This is a genomic window from Bacillus sp. CDB3 (assembly GCF_002081505.1).
In the GTDB taxonomy this organism is placed as follows: Bacteria; Bacillota; Bacilli; order Bacillales; family Bacillaceae_G; genus Bacillus_A; species Bacillus_A cereus_AT.
This window is the reverse complement of record NZ_ALBR01000094.1, coordinates 50,773-71,547: the sequence shown is the minus strand read 5'-3', so window position 1 is coordinate 71,547 and position 20,775 is coordinate 50,773. Positions and strand designations below refer to the sequence as shown.

Sequence of the window (20,775 nt, the reverse complement as noted above, 5' to 3'; positions counted from 1 at the left end):
GGCCGCCCTGGATGGGGAGAAATTAAAAGACGAGGTGTAAATAACGATGGCGAATGCATATAAGCAAGCAGGAGTAGATATTGAAGCTGGATATGAAGCGGTATCTCGCATGAAAAAACACGTACAAACAACAATGAGAAAAGAAGTACTAGGCGGTTTAGGCGGTTTTGGAGGTATGTTTGATCTATCAAAATTTGCATTAGAAGAACCTGTATTAGTATCTGGAACAGATGGCGTGGGAACGAAATTGATGCTCGCTTTTATGGCAGATAAACATGACACAATTGGTATTGATGCAGTAGCAATGTGTGTAAATGATATTGTTGTCCAAGGAGCAGAACCGCTTTTCTTCCTTGATTATATTGCTTGTGGTAAAGCTGAACCTAGTAAAATTGAAAACATCGTCAAAGGTATATCAGAGGGCTGTCGCCAAGCTGGTTGTGCATTAATTGGTGGAGAAACAGCTGAAATGCCAGGGATGTATTCTACGGAAGAATACGATTTAGCTGGTTTTACAGTTGGAATTGTTGATAAAAAGAAAATTGTAACGGGTGAAAAAATTGAAGCTGGTCACGTATTAATTGGCCTAGCATCTAGCGGTATTCATAGTAATGGTTACTCTTTAGTACGAAAAGTGTTACTAGAAGATGGAGAACTATCTTTAGATCGCATTTATGGACGCTTAGAGCTACCTCTTGGTGAGGAATTATTAAAACCAACGAAAATTTATGTCAAACCTATTTTAGAACTATTGAAGAAACATGAAGTATACGGTATGGCGCATATTACAGGTGGCGGATTCATTGAAAATATTCCACGTATGTTGCCAGAAGGAATCGGTGCGGAAATTGAACTAGGAGCTTGGGAAATTCAGCCGATCTTCAGTTTACTTCAAGAAGTTGGGAAACTAGAAGAGAAAGAAATGTTCAATATTTTTAACATGGGTATTGGTATGGTAGTAGCGGTGAAGGAAGAAGATGCAAAAGATATTGTTCGTCTTCTTGAAGAGCAAGGAGAAACAGCGCGTATTATTGGACGTACTGTACAAGGTGCTGGCGTTACCTTCAATGGAGGCACAGCACTATGAGTAGATTAGCAGTTTTTGCTTCTGGAAGTGGATCTAACTTTCAATCTCTCGTTAATGCGGTAGAAGAAAAAAGATTGGATGCAGAAATTAGCTTATTAGTATGTGATAGACCAGAGGCGCGCGTTATTGGACGGGCACATTATCATCATGTTCCGTGTTTCGCCTTTTCAGCGAAAGCATATGATTCAAAAGAATCATTTGAAAAAGAGATATTAAAGAAGCTAGAAGAGTATGAAATTGATTATGTTATTTTAGCTGGATATATGCGTTTAATTGGGCCAACTTTACTAGAAGCATACGGCGGGAAGATTATTAACATTCATCCATCATTACTACCGAGTTTCCCAGGTAAAGATGCTGTCGGTCAAGCGTTAGAAGCAGGTGTGAAAGTAACTGGAGTAACAATTCATTATGTAGATGCAGGTATGGATACAGGTCCGATTATTGCGCAAGAAGCAGTAGTTGTTTCTGAAGGGGATACGAGAGAAAGCTTACAAAAGAAAATTCAACAAGTTGAACATAAATTATATGTAAATACAGTGAATCAAATTGTTCAGTCTGTGAAAGAACCAACTGTTAACTAACATACAACCAGGGGTGAAGGATAAATGAAAAAGCGTGCATTAGTAAGTGTTTCAGATAAAACAGGAGTAGTAGAATTTGTTAAAGGTTTACTAGAACAAGGGATTGAAGTTATTTCAACAGGTGGTACGAAAAAATTACTGGAAGAAAATGGTTTACAAGTAATCGGTATTTCTGAAGTAACTGGTTTCCCAGAAATTATGGATGGCCGTGTAAAAACATTACATCCAAATATTCATGGTGGTCTATTAGCAGTTCGTGATAATGAAACACATGTAGCGCAAATGAATGAATTAGGCATTCAACCAATTGACTTCGTTGTTGTTAACTTATACCCATTTAAAGAAACAATCGCTAAGCCTGATGTAACATTTGCTGATGCAATTGAAAATATTGATATCGGTGGCCCAACAATGATTCGCTCTGCTGCGAAAAATCATAAATTTGTATCGGTAATTGTAGATCCAGTAGATTATGATGCTGTATTAGCAGAACTGAAAGAGAACGGCGAAGTAAAAGAAGAGACGAAACGTAAATTAGCAGCGAAAGTATTCCGTCATACAGCAGCATATGATGCGTTAATTTCTAACTACTTAACAGAACAAATGGGTGAAGAAAGTCCAGAAACGTTAACTGTGACGTTTGAGAAAAAGCAAGACTTACGTTATGGAGAGAACCCACATCAAAAGGCTACTTTCTATAAAGCACCATTTGCTGCAACTTCTTCAGTTGCATATGCAGAACAATTACACGGTAAAGAATTATCTTATAACAATATTAACGATGCAGACGCAGCGCTTAGCATCGTTAAAGAATTTACAGAACCAGCAGTAGTAGCAGTAAAACATATGAATCCATGTGGTGTTGGAGTAGGAACTGATATTCATGAAGCATACACACGTGCTTATGAGGCAGATCCAGTATCAATTTTTGGCGGTATTATTGCAGCGAATCGTGAAATTGATAAAGCTACAGCTGAAAAGTTACATGAAATTTTCTTAGAAATTGTTATCGCACCTTCGTTCTCACAAGAAGCTTTAGAAGTGTTGCAAAGTAAGAAGAACTTACGTTTACTAACTGTAAATATTGAAAAAGCGACAAGTGCAAGTAAAAAATTAACTTCTGTACAAGGTGGACTTCTTGTTCAAGAGGAAGATACGTTATCATTAGATGAGAGTACAATTTCAATTCCAACGAAACGTGAACCGTCAGAGCAAGAGTGGAAAGACTTAAAACTAGCTTGGAAAGTTGTAAAGCATGTGAAATCAAATGCAATTGTTTTGGCGAAAGATGATATGACAATTGGTGTCGGTGCTGGACAGATGAACCGTGTAGGTTCTGCAAAAATCGCAATTACACAAGCTGGCGAAAAAGCACAAGGTAGCGCACTTGCATCTGATGCTTTCTTCCCAATGCCAGATACAGTAGAAGAAGCAGCGAAAGCAGGTATTACAGCAATTATCCAACCGGGTGGATCAATTCGTGATGAAGATTCTATTAAGATGGCAGATGAGTATGGGATTACGATGGTGTTCACTGGCGTACGTCATTTCAAACACTAATAGGGGATGTTTAAAAGGTCCGGTCAAGATAACTGTCGCATGTCGTCGTTGCATTGCCAGTGCGGTACTCATGTAGGAAAGCTACACTCCGTGTCCTCCTGTCAAATGCGCCTCGACCTGCTCGGTTCTCTTGATCCTCCCTTTTAAACTTCTATTGATACGGAATAACAAACTAGGAGCATATCTTCTAGTTTGTACTTATTTAATTATTGGGGGATGAAATATGAATGTTTTAGTAATTGGTCGCGGTGGGCGTGAGCATGCTTTAGCTTGGAAATTTGCACAATCTGAAAAGGTAGAAAAAGTATATGTAGCACCAGGTAATGAAGGTATGCGAGATGTCGCAACACCAATTGATATTGATGAAAATGATTTTGATGCATTAGTCTTATTTGCCAAAGAGAATAATGTTGAATTAACTTTCGTTGGACCTGAAATTCCGCTTATGAACGGAATCGTGGATCGTTTTAAGGAAGAGGGACTTCGTGTATTTGGTCCTAATAAAGCGGCTGCTGTTATTGAAGGTAGTAAAGCTTTTACGAAAGAATTGATGAAAAAGTATGATATTCCAACTGCGGCATATGAAACTTTTACAGACTATGAAGAAGCAGTAAAGTATATTCAAAAAGTTGGTGCACCGATTGTAATTAAGGCAGATGGTTTAGCTGCTGGTAAAGGTGTAACAGTAGCAATGACGCTTGAAGATGCATTACAAGCTGTGAAAGAAATGCTGCAAGATGTGAAATTCGGTGAAGCAAGCAAGAAGGTCGTTATTGAAGAGTTTCTAGATGGACAAGAATTTTCATTAATGGCATTCGTGAATGGAGCAACCGTACATCCGATGGTAATTGCTCAAGATCATAAACGCGCTTTTGACGGGGATAAAGGTCCAAATACAGGCGGAATGGGTGCATATTCTCCAGTACCACAAATTCCAGAATCAGCAGTTCAAGAAGCGATTCAAACAGTATTACACCCAACTGCCAAGGCGATGATTGCAGAAAACCGTTCGTTTACAGGTATTTTATACGCAGGTCTTATTTTAACAAATGATGGTCCAAAGGTAATTGAATTTAATGCACGCTTTGGTGATCCTGAAACAGAAGTTGTATTACCTCGCTTAGAAAACGATTTAGTTGATGTATGTAACGCTGTATTAGATGAAAGTGAATTAAAATTACAATGGTCAGAAGAAGCGGTAATCGGTATCGTACTGGCTTCTAAAGGATACCCAGAAGCATATAAAAAAGGTGATATTATTAGCGGACTAGATGCGCTGCAAGATGTGATTGTTTTCCATGCGGGTACAGCGATGAAACATGGAGACTTTGTAACAAACGGTGGCCGTGTACTATTTGTTGCTTGTAAGGCGAATAGTTTACAAGAAGCGAAAGACAAAGTATATAAAGAAATCGGTAAAATTGAGAGTGATGGTCTATTTTATCGAAGTGATATAGGATATCGCGCAATTGGGCATGAGATGACGAGAAGCTAATATGAAAATCCCGCTGATTTCTCAGCGGGATTTTTTATGCATCTTTATCTTTTTTCAATTTCCCTTTTTGCTTTGCCATTTCTCGAAGCAAATACTCGATGTGTGCATTGACGCTACGAAACTCATCATTCGCCCATTTTTCGATGACTGCGTGTAATTCAGGATCAATACGTAATGGAAAGCTTTTCTTTTTAGCCATAATTATTTACAACCTTTTAATATAGGCTTCCTGTATTAATAACTGGTTGCGCACCTTTATCTGAAACGATGGCAACTAATAAGTTGTTTACCATATTTGCTTTACGCTCGTCATCGAGTTCTAGCACGCCTTCTTCATCTAACATATGGATTGAATCTTTCGCCATCTTCACAGCACCTTCAACAATCTCTTTTCTAGCAGCTAGTACTGCTTTTGCTTGTTGACGTTGTAGCATTGCATGGGCAATTTCTGTTGCGTAAGCTAAATGTGTTAAACGAGTTTCTAATACTTCTACGCCAGCGATTTCAAGGCGCGCTTCTAACTCACGTTTTAATTCTTCAGAGATTTCTTCAGTATTTCCGCGTAACGTAATGCAAGTTTCATCTTGGAAATTATCATAAGGATATTTTGTTGCAACGTGGCGGATTGCCGTTTCGCTTTGAATTTCTACGAATCGATCGTAATGCTCAACACCAAACATTGCTTTTGCAGAATCAACAACTTTATATACGATAACGGCTGCAATTTCAATTGGATTTCCCTCAACATCGTTTACTTTTAATTTCTTACTGTTAAAGTTTTCAACACGTAACGATACAGTTTGACGGAATGCGAATGGAATTGTTAAAAATAAACCGTTTTGACGAATTGTTCCTAAATAATTACCGAAAAACGTAATGACTTTCGCTTGGTTTGGTTGAACAATACCAATACCTGTAGCGAGAACCGCTGCTAAAATAATTGTTAATGCTGCTACTATGAAAATTTCTTGGACAAGGCAAAATACACCGATAGCAGCTAAAATCAAAATCCCGATAATACCGAGAAAACCATTTACATAAAAAACTTGTTTTTCTTTCATATGATCGCCTCCTGATATAAAAATGATATCACTTTTATATCATTTTATGCAAGGGATTTACACCTAATTTTCTGAATTTTAGTGATTGATGTTTTTTATGTATGTTTTAGGGGTGAGAATAAGAATGTACGTTCTGTTTTGTGGTAAAATAAAGAAGACTTAACCGCCCACTGCAGCAGCTAAGTCTCTTTGAGAGCATCTTGCATCGTGACAAATGATTCAAAGCGGCTTTGCCAGGATTAATTCTTCAATCGCTGACTCAATCTCTTTGTCAGAAGTGTCATAACTTCCATTTGACTTTGGTTTGTCATGACTGGAAGTTTGATTCACTTCTTCTTTAGCATGTCCTTTTTCAGTAAAATTCATGCTAGGCATTTTAAATGCGCCCATATTCATATATTTTCCAAACTTACATGCTTCAACGATAGGGCAGAAACGAACGATGCCCTCTGCAATTTTCATGGCACCAATCCATAGCAAAACTTTAGACCAAGTGCACCGAGGTTTACGTACGAGTTTAGCTGTACTACAACCGAAGAGGATAAGTCCGAGTGTGATTCGAATTAGAGCACTAATTGTACTGATGTTTTGCTTCATTAGAAAAACACTCCTTTTTGATGAACTTCGAAATAGAAATACTATTTCATTTGTTAGTATTCCGTATAAGTTTTTTGATATGTAATCCAACATTTAACGTTGAAAAAGATGTTGGAATGGGCGTGTGTGTAAGTAGCTTTTTTTGTTATAATGAAAGAATGCATAAAAGGGAGCGCGAAACTTGGCTCGCCTTTGTGAACAGATGTAGTAGAAGAATTTCAAAAATCTTAATAAAAACTAACTGCTTTTTTGAGCAGGGATATAGATATGATTAGAAAAAAGAAAGGGTGTTTTCATGTACGATATTTCCAAATGGAAACATGTATTTAAGCTTGATCCAAATAAGGAGTTAAGTGACGAACATTTAGAAATGATTTGTGAGTCTGGAACAGATGCTGTTATTGTAGGCGGAAGTGATGGCATAACAATTGATAATGTACTACACATGCTAGTTAGCATTCGTAGATATGCAGTACCTTGTGTGTTAGAGGTTTCTGATGTGGAAGCAATTACACCAGGATTTGATTTTTATTATATCCCAAGCGTTTTAAATAGCCGAAAGGTAGAATGGGTAACAGGTGTTCATCATGAGGCTTTGAAAGAATTTGGGGATATTATGGACTGGGACGAAATTTTCATGGAAGGGTATTGTGTTTTAAATCCTGAAGCGAAAGTAGCCCAGCTTACAGATGCGAAATGTGATGTAACAGAAGATGATGTGATTGCATACGCGCGTTTAGCAGACAAGCTATTACGTTTACCGATATTTTATTTAGAATATAGCGGTACGTATGGCGACATTGAACTTGTTAAAAATGTAAAAGCAGAATTAAAACAAGCGAAGTTGTATTATGGCGGCGGTATTTCTAATGCAGAACAAGCGAAAGAAATGGCGCAGTATGCTGATACAGTAGTTGTTGGAAATATTATTTATGATGATATAAAAGCAGCGTTAAAAACAGTTAAAGCAGTAAAAGGAGAGTAGGTGCAGGCGTATATGAGTACGACAGATAGGTTATTAAATGGTTTAAATCCACAGCAACAAAAAGCAGTACAAACAACGAATGGACCACTTCTATTAATGGCAGGCGCAGGTAGTGGTAAAACACGTGTGTTAACACATCGTATTGCGTATTTACTTGGTGAAAAAGGTGTAGCACCATGGAATGTACTAGCTATTACCTTTACAAATAAAGCAGCTCGTGAAATGCGCGAGCGTATTGATACACTTGTCGGACCAGAAGCAGAAGATATTTGGATTTCTACGTTCCACTCTATGTGTGTACGTATTTTACGACGTGATATCGATCGCATTGGTATTAATCGTAACTTTACAATCTTAGATTCAGGCGATCAGTTAACTGTAGTCAAAAAAATTATGAAAGAGCGCAATATTGATCCGAAGAAATTTGAGCCGCGCTCTATTTTAGCTGGTATTAGTAATGCGAAAAACGAATTGTTATCTGCAGATAAATATGCGAAAAAAATTACAATCGCTGATCCATATGAAAAATTAACGAGCGATGTATATACAGAATATCAAAAACGTCTTTTGAAAAATAATTCATTAGACTTTGATGATTTAATTATGACAACGATTCAACTATTTGAACGTGTTCCAGAAGTACTAGAGTTTTATCAGCGTAAGTTCCAATACATTCACGTGGATGAGTATCAAGATACGAACAAAGCGCAGTACCTTCTTGTTAAACATTTAGCAGCACGTTTTAAAAATTTATGCGTTGTAGGTGACTCAGATCAGTCTATTTACCGCTGGCGTGGTGCGGACATTTCTAACATTTTGTCATTCGAAAAAGACTATGAGAATGCGCAAGTTATTCTATTAGAACAAAACTATCGTTCGTCACAAAATATTTTAAATGCAGCGAATGCTGTTATTGAAAAAAATTCAAACCGTAAACCGAAGAAATTATGGACAGACAATCAAGTTGGAAGCAAAATCTCGTATTATCGTGCTGCAACGGAAAAAGACGAAGCGTATTTTGTTGCGAAAAAAATTCGTGACGATATTCAAATGGGGAAACGAAAATATACTGATTTTGCAGTGTTATATCGTACAAATGCCCAGTCTCGTATGGTCGAGGAAATTTTCCTGAAATCTAATATTCCTTACAAAATTGTCGGCGGTACTAAGTTCTACGATCGTAAAGAGATTAAAGACATTTTGGCGTACTTACGTTTAATTGGGAATCCAGATGATGAGATTAGTTTCGCACGTATTATTAACATGCCGAAACGCGGTATCGGTGCGACTTCTATCGATAAAATTATAAATTATGGTGTGCAAAACGGAATCTCATTAACTGCTGTATTTGATGAGATTGAGCATGTTGGTGTAAGTGCAAAAATAACAAAGGCAGTAAAAGAATTTGCAGGTTTATTACACAACTGGGTAAATATGCAAGAGTATTTATCTGTTACAGAGTTAGTAGAAGAAGTTATTGAAAAAACAGGCTATCGCGATATGTTGAAAAATGAGCGTACTTTAGAAGCAGAAGGTCGTTTAGAGAACTTAGATGAGTTTTTATCTGTTACGCAAACATTTGAATCTCAAAGCGAAGATAAGAGCCTTGTTGCATTCTTAACAGACTTAGCGCTTGTTGCTGATATTGATCGTGTAGATGAAGATCCGACTGCTGGTGAGGAAGTTATTTTAATGACGATGCACTCGGCGAAAGGATTAGAATTCCCAGTTGTCTTTATTGTTGGTTTAGAGGAAGGGATATTCCCGCATACTCGTTCTCTTATGGAAGAGGATGAAATGCAAGAGGAGCGTCGTCTTGCTTATGTAGGTATTACTCGTGCAGAAGAAGAATTATATTTATCCAATGCACAAATGCGTACTTTATTTGGTAGAACAAGTATGAACGCATCATCTCGATTTATTACAGAAATTCCGGCAGAACTAGTGGAATCATTAAATGAAACAGCGCCGAAGCGTGAAACTTCGTTTGGGGCAAAAGGAAGAACGAAAAGTACAACAACAAGTACAACAACAACACGTTCTCGTTCAGCTTTCGTACGTCCTGCAGCTAAGACAACGGGCGGCGAACAAATCGGCTGGGCAGTAGGCGATAAAGCTTCCCACCAAAAATGGGGAGTCGGTACAGTTGTAAGTGTAAAAGGTGAAGGTGATGCGAAAGAATTAGATATTGCGTTCCCAAGCCCAATTGGTGTTAAACGTTTATTAGCAAAATTCGCACCTGTGACGAAACAATAGGAAAGGAATGAGGATATGTCAAAAGAGATAGCAAAAGAACGTATAGAAGAACTGCGTGATTTGTTAAACACATTTAACTATCAATATCACGTATTAGACAATCCTTCTGTTTCTGATGCGGAATATGACCGTAATATGCAGGAGCTTATGAAATTAGAAACAGAGAACCCTGAATTTGTAACGGAAGACTCCCCCTCTATTCGAGTTGGGGGAGCTGTACTTGATATATTTGAAAAGGTAACGCATAAATCACCAATGTTAAGTTTAGGAAACGCGTTTAATGAAGGAGATTTGCGTGATTTTGATCGAAGAGTACATCAAGGAATTGATGATGCGAATGTAAGATATATATGCGAATTAAAAATTGACGGACTTGCTGTTTCACTTCATTATGAAAAAGGACGCTTCATTCAAGGAGCAACACGTGGTGATGGTATAACGGGTGAAGATATTACCCAAAACTTAAAAACGATTAAAGCTATCCCGCTGCGTTTAAATGAAGAAGTAACGTTAGAAGCACGAGGCGAGGCTTATATGCCGAAGCGTTCATTCGTTAAGTTGAATGAAGAGAAAGAACAAAATGGTGAAGATGTATTTGCGAATCCACGTAATGCGGCAGCAGGATCGATACGTCAACTTGATCCGAAAATTGCAGCGAAGCGTAATTTATCTATGTTTGTGTATGGTCTTGCTAATGTAGAAGAAAAAGCAATTCCATCCCATAGTGAATCACTGGATTTCTTAGGTGAGCTTGGATTTAAGACGAATCCAAATCGTCGTACATGTGAAACAATCGAAGATGTAATAGCCTATGTAGAAGAATGGCAAGAAAAACGCCCGCATCTTGATTATGAGATTGATGGAATCGTTATAAAAGTAGACGATGTTGCTCTTCAAGAAAGCTTAGGAACTACAGCAAAGAGTCCAAGATGGGCGATTGCTTATAAATTCCCAGCTGAAGAAGTTGTGACGAGATTAACAGGAATTGAATTAAGTGTCGGCCGCACAGGGGTTGTAACACCAACTGCAGAGCTAGAGCCAGTGCGAGTAGCTGGAACGATTGTTCGTCGTGCTTCTTTACATAACGAAGATTTAATTCGTGAAAAAGATATTCGAATCGGTGACTACGTTGTTGTGAAAAAAGCTGGAGATATCATTCCTGAAGTTGTGAACGTTATTTTTGATAAGCGTACTGGTGAGGAAGAAGAATATCATATGCCAACGCATTGTCCAGCGTGTGAGAGTGAACTTGTTCGTTTGGAAGAAGAAGTAGCACTTCGATGTATAAATCCGACTTGTCCAGCTCAAATTCGTGAAGGATTAATCCATTTCGTTTCAAGAAATGCAATGAATATTGACGGACTTGGAGAACGTGTAATTACACAACTCTTTGATGCGGATTATATTCGTACGTTTGCAGATTTATATGCATTGACGAAAGAACAATTACTACAGTTAGAGCGTTTTGGTGAAAAATCAGCAACAAATTTAGTACAAGCAATTGATAATTCGAAGGAAAACTCATTAGAGCGATTATTATTTGGTCTTGGAATTCGCCACGTTGGAGCGAAAGCAGCACGCACATTTGCGGAGCATTTCGAAACGATGGATGCGCTTGTGAAAGCAACGGAAGAAGAACTAAAAGCAATTAATGAAATTGGTGAAAAAATGGCTCAATCCGTTGTAACATATTTTGATAATGAAGACGTATTAGAGCTATTACAACAGTTTAAAGAGTATGGCGTGAACATGACATACAAAGGTATAAAAAGTGCAGATTTACAAAATGTTGAATCTTACTTTGCAGGAAAAACGGTTGTCTTAACAGGTAAGCTAGAAGTTATGGGGCGAAGTGAAGCGAAGAAAAAGATTGAGGCACTTGGTGGAAAAGTAACAGGAAGTGTTAGTAAAAGTACGGATTTAGTTGTTGCTGGTGAAGCTGCTGGTTCGAAATTAGCGCAAGCAGAGAAGCACAATGTTGAAGTTTGGAATGAAGAGAGGTTCTTACAAGAGCTGAATAAGTAAGAGGTGCAAACTTACGATGAAAAAAATAGCGTTAGCGGTATTAAGTCTTAGCCTACTTGTAAGTGGGTGTAGCATGGGTTCTAACAAAGATGAAAAAACAGTTGAGAAATCAGGGAAAGCGAAAGAGCAAGCGGTTATCTCAAAATATTCCATTTCGGATGAGTATTATAAGACAACATTTCCATTTGATCCAGGTCGTGCACGTGGTTTAGTTGGACAAAGTTTGAACAATCGTCTAGATATAGATGAATTTGAAACGGGACTAATGCGCATTGCGAAAGAATCATTTAGTACGAAAGATTATTTCTTTAAAGGTGGAGACGTTTTAGACACACAAACGATTCAAATGCTTGTGAAAAGAAAGCGTACAGATGCTGAACAAAAAGAGCTAGAGGATAAGTTGAAAAAAGATGCGGTTAAATTTCCAAATATAGGGTTGAATCCTGCCTTAGGTGAAGGATCAGAATCGTTAGAAGTAAAAAATACAAAAAATCCAATGTATATCTCAAATATTTTAGAACATGACTATTACTTACAAAATGGTGATAAAGGTACTGAGCCTGATGGTGTTGTAGTTGGATTAGCGATGAATTCGGTTCATTATTACGAGGAAGAGCATGGTTATCCGCGTGAGGCTAAAATCGAGCAAGAAAAAATGTTAGCTGAAGGGAAAAAAATGGCACAAGAAATCTTGAAAGTCATGCAGCAAAAAAAGCCTGGAATAAAAGATGTTCCGGTTACATTTGCAATTTATCGTCAAGGTCCAAAGTCTTCGCTTGTACCAGGGAATTTTGTTTCTTATGCTAAGGTAGAAAAAGGCAGTGAAACGGTTGAGGATTGGAAGCCGATCAATGAGAAATACTATTTGTTCCCGTCTGAACAAGCGAAATCGGATAATAAACGTGAAGATCTTGCAAGGGTGTCAAACTTTAAATCAAAATTAAGTGAATATTTCCAAGGCGATTATACAGCTATTATTGGTACTGGAATGTATAGAGATGATGAATTAAAAGAAATGAAGCTCGATATTCCTGTCCAATTCAATGGGAAAGCTGAAGTCATTGGTTTTACACAATATGTAGCTGGACTTGTTATGGAATACTTCCCGAATTATATGAAAGTACAAGTAACAATTAAATCAGTGGAACGCCCAGAAGCAATTATTATACGTGAAGCGAAGCAAGATGAACCACTTGTGAAAATTTTAGACTAAAGATGAAAGCTGTTTCTATAAAGGAACAGCTTTTTTTCTCGAAAAATTTTGTTATAATTTTAAATGTTACAAATAAAGGGGTAAGGGGTAAAATCATGGAAGAACTAAGCTTTCAAGTCATTATTTTATTAATTGCATTCGGGTTTTTAGCTGCTTTTATTGATTCGGTTGTTGGAGGAGGAGGGTTAATTTCGCTTCCTGCACTTATGTTTGTTGGTTTATCACCAGCTTCGGCAATCGCAACAAATAAATTAGCTGCAACGATGGGGACGCTTACGAGTACAATTTATTTTATTCGATCAGGTAAGGTTGATTTTCGAATTGTAGGAAAGTTAATCCCATTAACTATTGTTGGAGCAGTCGCAGGTGCCTTAGTAGTAAAGTTTATTCCGCCTGATATTTTGCGTCCACTAGTACTTGTGATGTTGGTTTTTATTGCTATTTATATTATTGCGAAAAAAGATTGGGGAAGTGCATCTACCTATAAAAAGATGACAAAAGGGAAAACAATAATGTTTTTCTTTGTTATTTTAATGATAGGGTTTTACGACGGATTTTTTGGACCGGGGACAGGATCCTTTTTAATTTTTGCATTTTTATTAATTGGTTTGGATTTTATTCAAGCGGCAGCATCTGGAAAACTATTGAATTTCGTTAGTAATATCGTATCTTTAATTACTTTTTTATTTTTAGATGTGATTCATTTTGAATACGGTATTATTATGGGGTTATCAATGATTTTAGGTGCTTATTTTGGATCGAAGTTTGCGGTTCAAAAAGGTGTTGGATATGTAAGGACTTTATTTTTATTAGTTACTATTTTGTTAATAGGGAAAAATGTTTTGGAATATACTCATATTTTGTAGATTCATACGTATGTATGAATCTCTTTTTTTTATTATATTTTAAAAATTAATTAATTTTTAAAATATAAGTCTAGGAATATTTGAATAAATCTAAATTATCGTGTAGAATAATGTTGTAAAATGTAAACGTTTTTCTAAGGGGAGGCTAAAAAAATGGTAGTAGCATACAAACATGAGCCATTTACAGATTTTTCAGTAGAGGCTAACAAATTAGCGTTTGAAGAAGGTTTAAAGAAAGTAGAATCTTATCTTGGACAAGACTATCCATTAATTATCGGGGGAGAAAAGATCACTACAGAAGACAAAATTGTTTCTGTAAACCCTGCAAATAAAGAGGAACTTGTTGGTCGCGTTTCAAAAGCAAGCCGTGAATTAGCTGAAAAAGCAATGCAAGTAGCGGATGCAACATTCCAAACTTGGAGAAAGTCAAAACCAGAAATGCGTGCAGACATTTTATTCCGTGCTGCAGCAATCGTTCGTCGTAGAAAACATGAGTTCTCTGCTATTCTTGTAAAAGAAGCAGGTAAACCATGGAATGAGGCAGATGCTGATACAGCAGAAGCAATCGACTTTATGGAATATTATGCTCGTCAAATGTTGAAATTAAAAGATGGTATTCCAGTAGAAAGCCGTCCAATTGAATATAATCGTTTCTCTTACATTCCATTAGGAGTAGGTGTTATCATTTCTCCTTGGAACTTCCCATTCGCAATTATGGCAGGTATGACAACAGCTGCTTTAGTTTCTGGTAACACAGTATTACTAAAACCAGCTAGTACAACTCCTGTAGTAGCAGCGAAATTTATGGAAGTATTAGAAGAAGCTGGCTTACCAGCTGGCGTAGTTAACTTCGTTCCAGGTAACGGTTCTGAAGTTGGTGATTACTTAGTAGATCACCCTCGTACACGCTTCGTTAGCTTCACTGGATCACGCGATGTAGGTATTCGTATTTATGAGCGGGCAGCAAAAGTAAATCCAGGACAAATTTGGTTAAAACGTGTTATCGCTGAAATGGGCGGTAAAGATACAATCGTTGTTGATAAAGAAGCAGATCTTGAATTAGCTGCTAAATCTATCGTTGCATCAGCATTCGGATTCTCAGGACAAAAATGTTCTGCATGTTCTCGTGCAGTAATCCACGAAGATGTATACGATCACGTATTAAATCGTGCAGTTGAATTAACAAAAGAATTAACAGTTGCTAACCCAGCTGTATTAGGTACAAACATGGGTCCTGTTAATGACCAAGCTGCATTCGATAAAGTAATGAGCTATGTTGCAATTGGTAAAGAAGAAGGTAGAATCCTAGCTGGTGGCGAAGGAGACGATTCTAAAGGCTGGTTCATCCAACCAACAATCGTTGCTGACGTTGCAGAAGATGCTCGCTTAATGAAAGAAGAAATCTTCGGACCAGTAGTAGCATTCTGTAAAGCAAAAGACTTTGATCATGCACTTGCAATTGCAAACAATACAGAATACGGTTTAACAGGAGCAGTTGTTACTAACAACCGTGACCATATTGAAAAAGCACGTGAAGACTTCCACGTTGGTAACTTATACTTCAACCGTGGATGTACTGGTGCAATCGTAGGTTATCAACCATTCGGTGGCTTTAACATGTCTGGTACAGACTCTAAAGCTGGTGGCCCTGATTACTTAGCGCTTCACATGCAAGCAAAAACTACTTCTGAAACTTTATAAGAAATAGTAGAAAAGATCTTCACAGACTGTGAAGATCTTTTCTTTTTGAGAAATTCTCTATAATAGAAGCTAGTTAATTTCAATTAAGAAGAGATTACTAAATATTACTATTTGTTCTTTGAAATTAGTTAAACCCTATTAATAGGGGGATAAACATGTAAATAGAAACAAAATAGCGAGAAAAATTGACTTATTAGTCATATTTTTTAGTATTCATTTTGAGAATTTCCTGTATAATACAATTTGAAAGAAAATCTATGGTTAGACAAGAGAACACTCCTTTCGGTTTTGCTCACTGAAAGGAGTGTTTTTTTAGATCGCTAAAAACTCTGTTGTACTCCTTACATTTGCGTATACTCCATTTAAACTCGCCAAAATTGTATTATGAATATAAACAGCTGGTATAGTAGCATTCTTAAATGAAAGATCTTTTGTAGCACAAGCATCGTGTATTAGGGTACAGTGAAGGCCAAAATCAAAAGCAGCCCTTACCGTAGCATCAATACACATATGGGTCATCATCCCGCATATTACGACGTGCTCAATTCCTGAACGTTGTAATCGTTCTAGAAGATCAGTTTCTCGGAAGCTATTTGGATAATGTTTAAGGATAACGGTTTCCTCTCTAAGTGGACGGACATTTTCGTGAATATGGACACCTTCTGTATTGGGTAGGAAAAAAGTAGCGTTATCTTTTATAGCTACATGCTGGATATGAAAAATAGGTTCGTTTCTTATTCTAAAATGTTGCAGTAGCTGTTCAGCATATTCACTTGCTTCTACTGGATTACGTAATTCCATCTTTCCATTTGGAAAATAATCATTTTGAATATCGACGAGCAAAAGGGCTGTTTTCATATATTCATCTTCCTCCGAGTTTCATATTCAAATAATGTTATTCAATTCATAGAGAGGATTCTCCTTTTAAAAAGTATGAGGGAGGAGAATTTAACATAACATTGTATTGTGATTTTTATTTGAAAATTTTAATAGAGAAATAATTAATGTTTTTCTGAAAAATGTATTGACTCTTATTATTCTGAGTTCTATAATGAGAATTAATTAAATGACAATTAAATCGATACACTCTTATCCAGAGAGGTGGAGGGACTGGCCCTACGATACCTCAGCAACGGGTTTTTAAATACCGTGCTAATTCCAGCAAGCTTTAAAATAAGCTTGGAAGATGAGAAGATGTGAACGAGTACATATAAGTGCTCTCCTTCTTATCTTTTATAGGTGATAAGAAGGAGAGCACTTTTTATTTTACCTCGAAATCTCTACTTCAAGTTTTACAGCATATAGGAGGGAAGAAAATGATTTCTTTTAACAATGTAAGTAAAGTATATGAATCAGGTGGGCAATCTGTTCATGCAGTGGAGGATGTAACGCTATCAGTTGAAAAGGGCGAAATTTTTGGCATTATCGGATTTAGTGGTGCTGGAAAGAGTACGTTATTACGTCTAGTAAACATGCTAGAGAGACCAACTGCAGGAACGATTTCAATAGATGATAAAGATATTACATCATTATCGACGAAAGAATTACGGAAATTAAGACAAAGAATCGGGATGATTTTTCAAAGCTTTAATTTATTTAATTCAAGAACAGTGTTTGGAAATATTGCGTATCCATTAAAGTTAGCGAAATTGCCAAAGAATGAAATAAAAGAAAGAGTAACTGAATTACTAAAATTTGTTGGTCTAGAAGATAAAGCAAACTATTATCCAGAGCAGTTATCAGGTGGACAAAAGCAGCGCGTTGGGATTGCAAGAGCACTGGCGACATCACCGGATATTCTCATATGTGATGAGGCAACATCAGCTTTAGATCCAGAAACAACGACAGAAATTCTGAACTTATTAAAGAAAGTAAATCGAGAATATAATGTAACAATCCTACTCATTACACATGAAATGCACGTAGTGAAAGAAATTTGTCACCGTGTAGCTGTAATGGAGAAGGGAAAGGTTATTGAAGAAGGGAAACTGTTTGACGTTTTCACACAACCAAAAACAAAGACAACTCAAAACTTTGTACGTTCTGTTATTAATGATCATTTACCGGAAAGTGTTCTAGGGAAAATTCAAAATGGTGGACAGATTTATCGCTTAACATTTACTGGTGAAGAGACAGGACAGCCAGTACTATCATATATCGCGAAAAATTATAACGTCGATGTAAACGTACTGTACGGAAATATTATTGAACTTCAAAATGTGTTATTTGGAAATCTACTTGTAGAATTGCAAGGTGAGCAGAAAGAAATTCAAAAAGCATTACAACATCTAAGACTGCAAGTGCAGCTGAAGGAGGTAGAAGCTCATGCGGGTTGATTGGAGTATATTTTGGCCCCGCATATTAGATGCGACGGGGGATACCCTCTTAATGGTAATTGTAACCCTTATATTTGCTACAATTCTTGGTATACCTCTAGGTTTACTGTTGTATGTAACGAGAAAAGGAAACTTTTTAGAAAATAAATGGGTCTTTTCTATTCTTAATATCATTATTAATACAATTCGTCCGGTTCCATTCATCATCTTCTTAGTAGCTTTAAGCCCACTAACAAGAAGTGTTATCGGAACGACGATTGGAACAGCAGCAGCAATCTTTCCAATGACGTTAGTTGCATCAATCGGTATTGCTAGAATGGTTGAAACAAATCTTGTTTCTGTTCCGAAAGGGGTAATTGAAGCAGCGCAAGCAATGGGAGCTTCACCAATTAGAATTGTTTTTGAAATTCTTGTGCCAGAAGCGTTAGCGCCATTAATCTTAGGTGTTACGTTTATGACAGTTGGTTTAATTGAATTTTCAGCAGTTGCTGGGCTTGTCGGTGGTGGCGGTCTTGGTGACTTAGCAATGACATATGGTTATCAACGTTTTGATACGTCAGTTATGTTCGTAACGGTTGTTTTACTTATTATTCTCGTACAAATAGCTCAAAATTTAGGAAACTACTTTGCAAAAGTCTTTTTACGTAGATCATAAAAAGGAAGAGGGGAAAAGAAAATGAAGAAAATTTTAGCATTTGCATTATCAGCGATCGTAGGAGTTACAGCTTTAAGCGGCTGCTCAGGTGGAGATACAGGTGCAGGAGCGAAAGAGAAAGTAGTTCGCGTCGGTGTAACTGGAACAGATGGAGACGCTTGGGAAATTTTGAAGAAAAAAGCTGAAAAAGAAGGGATTAAAATTAAACTAGTTGAGTTCTCTGATTACACAACGCCAAATAAAGCGTTAGCTGATGGAGATATTGAACTAAACTCATTCCAGCATATCGCTTTCTTAGAGCAATTTAAAAAGGAGCATAAGTTAGATATTACAGCTGTCGGTACAACGCAAATTGCACCAATGGGTTTATACTCTGAAAAATATAAGAAAGCAAATGAAATCCCAGATGGTTCAGAAATTGCTATTCCAAATGATCCAACGAACCAGGCGCGTGCATTAAAACTTCTTGATGCAGCGGGATTATTAAAGCTTAAGAAAGATTTCGGCCTATTTGGGGATCCAAGTGGTATCGCTGAAAATCCGAAGAAGTTAAAAATTACACCGGTTATCGCACAGCAAACACCTCGTGTATTAAAAGATGTAGCAGCTTCAGTTATTAATAACGGTGTTGCTGGTCAAGCTGGATTAGATCCAGCGAAGGATCCTATTTTCTTAGAAGATCCAAAGAATGAAAATGCGAAACCTTATATTAATATTTTCGCAGCTCGTACGAAAGACAAAGATGATCCAACGCTGAAAAAAGTAATTGAATTGTATCATTCAAAAGAAGTAACAGATGCAATTAAGAAAGAAACGAATGATGGTGCAATTTCAGTAGATCTTTCACTTGAGGAGCTTGAAAAAATCGTAAAATAATTATCGGGTTTAACGATTAACAGTAGGAACCCCTCCGCTGTTAGCTCGTTCAACATATAATCTATTTAACAAACAAAACCCTAATTTTGTACCTTCCAATTCTGTATAACGTAGAATCCAATGTTTGTTAAGTAGAGTAATGGACCAGGAGTTTTCTGATATTATCCCCTTTAGGTAGACAGTGTAAAAAGACCATGAACATACATGGATGTTACACTATTACTTGGAGGGGATTTTTCATGACTAAAAAAGGTTCAACATTTAATACCTATTCAGAAGAATTAAAGTTATCAGCTGTTCAAAGTTATTTAAACGGTGAAGGAAGTTACAATATGATAAAGGAAAGATATCAGATTAGAAGTTCTACCCAGCTTAAAAATTGGGTCAAAAAATATAAAGAATGTGGTGAGATTACAGATACTCGCGGGAAAAATGGGGGAATGAAAGGTATACCAAACCCTCTAAAAGGAAAACGTGTTTATTTTAAGACGATTGAAGAGGAACGTGACTACTATAAAGCGCAGGTTGAATATTTAAAAAAGCAGTATCCAAATCTATAAATGGAGGCGTACTAAAACATAAAGAGAGATATCATATCATTGAATCATTAAAGACAAAGTATCCAGTTATATGGCTTACGAAATTTGCGGGTGTACATCGTTCCAGTTACTATAAGTGGATTCATACCAAAGGTATGGAAAACATACGACTAAAATCCGAGAAACGACTAAAAAAGGTAATGCGATCTATTCACGTAAAGCACAAAGAATATGGTTATCCACGTATGAAAATCGCTTTACAGGAAGAGGGATATTTTATAAATCACAAAAAAGTATATCGCTTAATGAGTGAGCTCAATATTCAATCTATTATTCGAAAGAAGCGTCGCTTCTTTAAAGGGAACTATTCCAATGTTTTTCCGAATGTTTTAAACCGTGAATTTAAAGATCGCCAACAAAATGAGGCACTTGTTACAGATATTACTTACCTACGATTCCAAGAGGGATTTCGGTATCTTTCTGTTGTCCAAGATATTTATAATAACGAAGTTGTTTCTTGGAAAATATCCAAGCGGAATGATAATGAACTTGTATTAGATACAATTGAAATGGTGGCACAAAAAAGAGATGTGCGTGGAACCATTCTCCATTCAGATCAGGGATTCCAGTACACATCTCATGCCTACAATAAACGACTTTCCGATTTAGGTATCATTGGTAGCCACTCTCGCAAAGGAAACTGCCATGATAACGCTTGTATCGAGTCATTTTTCTCCCATTTTAAATCGGAGATGTTGTATTTGAATCATTTTAAAACAGAAGAAGATTTAATACAAGCAATTGAAGAATATATTTACTTTTATAACTATAAACGGTTCCAAAAACGACTCAACCATCGAGCGCCGATAGAATATCGAATCTCGATGGCTGCTTAGTCTTTTTAACATTGTCTACTTGACAGGGATAAGACCATTCCTG

General features: G+C 36.9%; 18 protein-coding genes and 1 riboswitch. Of the genes, 14 read left to right on the top strand and 4 right to left on the bottom strand.

All coding sequences use genetic code 11. The features are described 5' to 3' along the window. Positions 1 to 46: 46 nt before the first annotated feature. From purM to purD, 4 genes are all read left to right on the top strand, one after another. The gene (purM, locus tag CDB3_RS23220) at positions 47 to 1,087 is read left to right on the top strand and encodes a phosphoribosylformylglycinamidine cyclo-ligase (RefSeq protein ID WP_002063551.1); all 1,041 of its coding nucleotides are present in this window, start codon (positions 47 to 49) and stop codon (positions 1,085 to 1,087) included. After that, on the top strand, positions 1,084 to 1,671 hold the full coding sequence (gene purN / locus CDB3_RS23215; protein ID WP_128856119.1) for a phosphoribosylglycinamide formyltransferase: 588 nt from the start codon (positions 1,084 to 1,086) through the stop codon (positions 1,669 to 1,671). The genes purM and purN overlap by 4 nt, the downstream gene beginning before the upstream one ends. A 24-nt stretch (positions 1,672 to 1,695) precedes the next feature. Beyond that, entirely contained in the window at positions 1,696 to 3,231 is a 1,536-nt protein-coding gene (gene purH / locus CDB3_RS23210; RefSeq protein WP_128856118.1) for a bifunctional phosphoribosylaminoimidazolecarboxamide formyltransferase/IMP cyclohydrolase, read from the top strand. Positions 3,232 to 3,454: 223 nt separating this feature from the next. Continuing rightward, entirely contained in the window at positions 3,455 to 4,726 is a 1,272-nt protein-coding gene (purD, locus tag CDB3_RS23205) for a phosphoribosylamine--glycine ligase (RefSeq protein ID WP_128856117.1), read from the top strand. A 34-nt stretch (positions 4,727 to 4,760) separates the two neighbouring features. Here purD and CDB3_RS23200 read toward each other — a convergent pair whose 3' ends face one another. The 3 genes from CDB3_RS23200 to CDB3_RS23190 form a co-directional block, all read right to left on the bottom strand. After that, entirely contained in the window at positions 4,761 to 4,925 is a 165-nt protein-coding gene (locus CDB3_RS23200) for a type II toxin-antitoxin system antitoxin (RefSeq protein WP_001085171.1), read from the bottom strand. A 16-nt stretch (positions 4,926 to 4,941) separates the two neighbouring features. Next, positions 4,942 to 5,787, bottom strand: a complete 846-nt coding sequence (locus tag CDB3_RS23195) for an SPFH domain-containing protein (protein ID WP_025150171.1) — start codon at positions 5,785 to 5,787, stop codon at positions 4,942 to 4,944. A gap of 219 nt (positions 5,788 to 6,006) precedes the next feature. Next, complete coding sequence (locus CDB3_RS23190; RefSeq protein ID WP_128856116.1) at positions 6,007 to 6,384, bottom strand: YgaP family membrane protein; 378 nt, start codon at positions 6,382 to 6,384, stop codon at positions 6,007 to 6,009. 295 nt (positions 6,385 to 6,679) lie between these two features. Here CDB3_RS23190 and pcrB point away from each other — a divergent pair, with 295 nt between their 5' ends. From pcrB to pruA, 6 genes are all read left to right on the top strand, one after another. Then, positions 6,680 to 7,369: a heptaprenylglyceryl phosphate synthase gene (gene pcrB / locus CDB3_RS23180; protein WP_128856114.1), complete on the top strand. Its 690-nt coding sequence runs from the start codon at positions 6,680 to 6,682 to the stop codon at positions 7,367 to 7,369. A gap of 12 nt (positions 7,370 to 7,381) precedes the next feature. Continuing rightward, positions 7,382 to 9,625: a DNA helicase PcrA gene (gene pcrA / locus CDB3_RS23175; RefSeq protein ID WP_128856113.1), complete on the top strand. Its 2,244-nt coding sequence runs from the start codon at positions 7,382 to 7,384 to the stop codon at positions 9,623 to 9,625. Positions 9,626 to 9,640: 15 nt separating this feature from the next. After that, positions 9,641 to 11,650: an NAD-dependent DNA ligase LigA gene (gene ligA, locus CDB3_RS23170; RefSeq protein WP_128856112.1), complete on the top strand. Its 2,010-nt coding sequence runs from the start codon at positions 9,641 to 9,643 to the stop codon at positions 11,648 to 11,650. A 16-nt stretch (positions 11,651 to 11,666) separates the two neighbouring features. Continuing rightward, positions 11,667 to 12,863 (top strand): CamS family sex pheromone protein, encoded by a 1,197-nt coding sequence (locus tag CDB3_RS23165; protein ID WP_128856111.1) that lies wholly within the window; start codon positions 11,667 to 11,669, stop codon positions 12,861 to 12,863. A 95-nt stretch (positions 12,864 to 12,958) separates the two neighbouring features. After that, entirely contained in the window at positions 12,959 to 13,729 is a 771-nt protein-coding gene (locus CDB3_RS23160; RefSeq protein WP_128856110.1) for a TSUP family transporter, read from the top strand. A 153-nt stretch (positions 13,730 to 13,882) separates the two neighbouring features. Next, positions 13,883 to 15,430, top strand: a complete 1,548-nt coding sequence (gene pruA / locus CDB3_RS23155; RefSeq protein WP_071747202.1) for an L-glutamate gamma-semialdehyde dehydrogenase — start codon at positions 13,883 to 13,885, stop codon at positions 15,428 to 15,430. Between the two features lie 312 nt (positions 15,431 to 15,742). Here the strand turns inward: pruA and CDB3_RS23150 are convergent, their stop codons facing one another. After that, positions 15,743 to 16,288, bottom strand: a complete 546-nt coding sequence (locus CDB3_RS23150) for a cysteine hydrolase family protein (protein WP_128856109.1) — start codon at positions 16,286 to 16,288, stop codon at positions 15,743 to 15,745. 228 nt (positions 16,289 to 16,516) lie between these two features. Continuing rightward, positions 16,517 to 16,623, top strand: a riboswitch (SAM riboswitch). A gap of 123 nt (positions 16,624 to 16,746) precedes the next feature. Here CDB3_RS23150 and CDB3_RS23140 point away from each other — a divergent pair. From CDB3_RS23140 to CDB3_RS23125, 4 genes are all read left to right on the top strand, one after another. Beyond that, positions 16,747 to 17,766: a methionine ABC transporter ATP-binding protein gene (locus tag CDB3_RS23140; RefSeq protein ID WP_128856108.1), complete on the top strand. Its 1,020-nt coding sequence runs from the start codon at positions 16,747 to 16,749 to the stop codon at positions 17,764 to 17,766. Further along, positions 17,756 to 18,421: a methionine ABC transporter permease gene (locus tag CDB3_RS23135; protein ID WP_001261864.1), complete on the top strand. Its 666-nt coding sequence runs from the start codon at positions 17,756 to 17,758 to the stop codon at positions 18,419 to 18,421. Before CDB3_RS23140 ends, CDB3_RS23135 begins: the two co-directional genes overlap by 11 nt. 21 nt (positions 18,422 to 18,442) lie before the next feature. Continuing rightward, on the top strand, positions 18,443 to 19,297 hold the full coding sequence (locus CDB3_RS23130; RefSeq protein ID WP_128856107.1) for a MetQ/NlpA family ABC transporter substrate-binding protein: 855 nt from the start codon (positions 18,443 to 18,445) through the stop codon (positions 19,295 to 19,297). 239 nt (positions 19,298 to 19,536) lie between these two features. Then, positions 19,537 to 20,732, top strand: a protein-coding gene (locus CDB3_RS23125; protein WP_372708537.1) for an IS3 family transposase whose coding sequence is annotated in 2 segments (ribosomal slippage) — positions 19,537 to 19,831 and positions 19,831 to 20,732 — 1,197 coding nt in all. Because the reading frame shifts where the segments join, the coding sequence is not laid out codon by codon here. Positions 20,733 to 20,775: the final 43 nt, after the last annotated feature.

What these genes read in the sequence shown, in the direction of transcription:
- purM (WP_002063551.1), top strand. Translation starts at nt 47, where the DNA reads ATGGCGAATGCATATAAGCAAGCAGGAGTAGATATTGAAGCTGGATAT.
- purN (WP_128856119.1), top strand. Translation starts at nt 1,084, where the DNA reads ATGAGTAGATTAGCAGTTTTTGCTTCTGGAAGTGGATCTAACTTTCAA.
- purH (WP_128856118.1), top strand. Translation starts at nt 1,696, where the DNA reads ATGAAAAAGCGTGCATTAGTAAGTGTTTCAGATAAAACAGGAGTAGTA.
- purD (WP_128856117.1), top strand. Translation starts at nt 3,455, where the DNA reads ATGAATGTTTTAGTAATTGGTCGCGGTGGGCGTGAGCATGCTTTAGCT.
- CDB3_RS23200 (WP_001085171.1), bottom strand. Translation starts at nt 4,925, where the DNA reads ATGGCTAAAAAGAAAAGCTTTCCATTACGTATTGATCCTGAATTACAC.
- CDB3_RS23195 (WP_025150171.1), bottom strand. Translation starts at nt 5,787, where the DNA reads ATGAAAGAAAAACAAGTTTTTTATGTAAATGGTTTTCTCGGTATTATC.
- CDB3_RS23190 (WP_128856116.1), bottom strand. Translation starts at nt 6,384, where the DNA reads ATGAAGCAAAACATCAGTACAATTAGTGCTCTAATTCGAATCACACTC.
- pcrB (WP_128856114.1), top strand. Translation starts at nt 6,680, where the DNA reads ATGTACGATATTTCCAAATGGAAACATGTATTTAAGCTTGATCCAAAT.
- pcrA (WP_128856113.1), top strand. Translation starts at nt 7,382, where the DNA reads ATGAGTACGACAGATAGGTTATTAAATGGTTTAAATCCACAGCAACAA.
- ligA (WP_128856112.1), top strand. Translation starts at nt 9,641, where the DNA reads ATGTCAAAAGAGATAGCAAAAGAACGTATAGAAGAACTGCGTGATTTG.
- CDB3_RS23165 (WP_128856111.1), top strand. Translation starts at nt 11,667, where the DNA reads ATGAAAAAAATAGCGTTAGCGGTATTAAGTCTTAGCCTACTTGTAAGT.
- CDB3_RS23160 (WP_128856110.1), top strand. Translation starts at nt 12,959, where the DNA reads ATGGAAGAACTAAGCTTTCAAGTCATTATTTTATTAATTGCATTCGGG.
- pruA (WP_071747202.1), top strand. Translation starts at nt 13,883, where the DNA reads ATGGTAGTAGCATACAAACATGAGCCATTTACAGATTTTTCAGTAGAG.
- CDB3_RS23150 (WP_128856109.1), bottom strand. Translation starts at nt 16,288, where the DNA reads ATGAAAACAGCCCTTTTGCTCGTCGATATTCAAAATGATTATTTTCCA.
- CDB3_RS23140 (WP_128856108.1), top strand. Translation starts at nt 16,747, where the DNA reads ATGATTTCTTTTAACAATGTAAGTAAAGTATATGAATCAGGTGGGCAA.
- CDB3_RS23135 (WP_001261864.1), top strand. Translation starts at nt 17,756, where the DNA reads ATGCGGGTTGATTGGAGTATATTTTGGCCCCGCATATTAGATGCGACG.
- CDB3_RS23130 (WP_128856107.1), top strand. Translation starts at nt 18,443, where the DNA reads ATGAAGAAAATTTTAGCATTTGCATTATCAGCGATCGTAGGAGTTACA.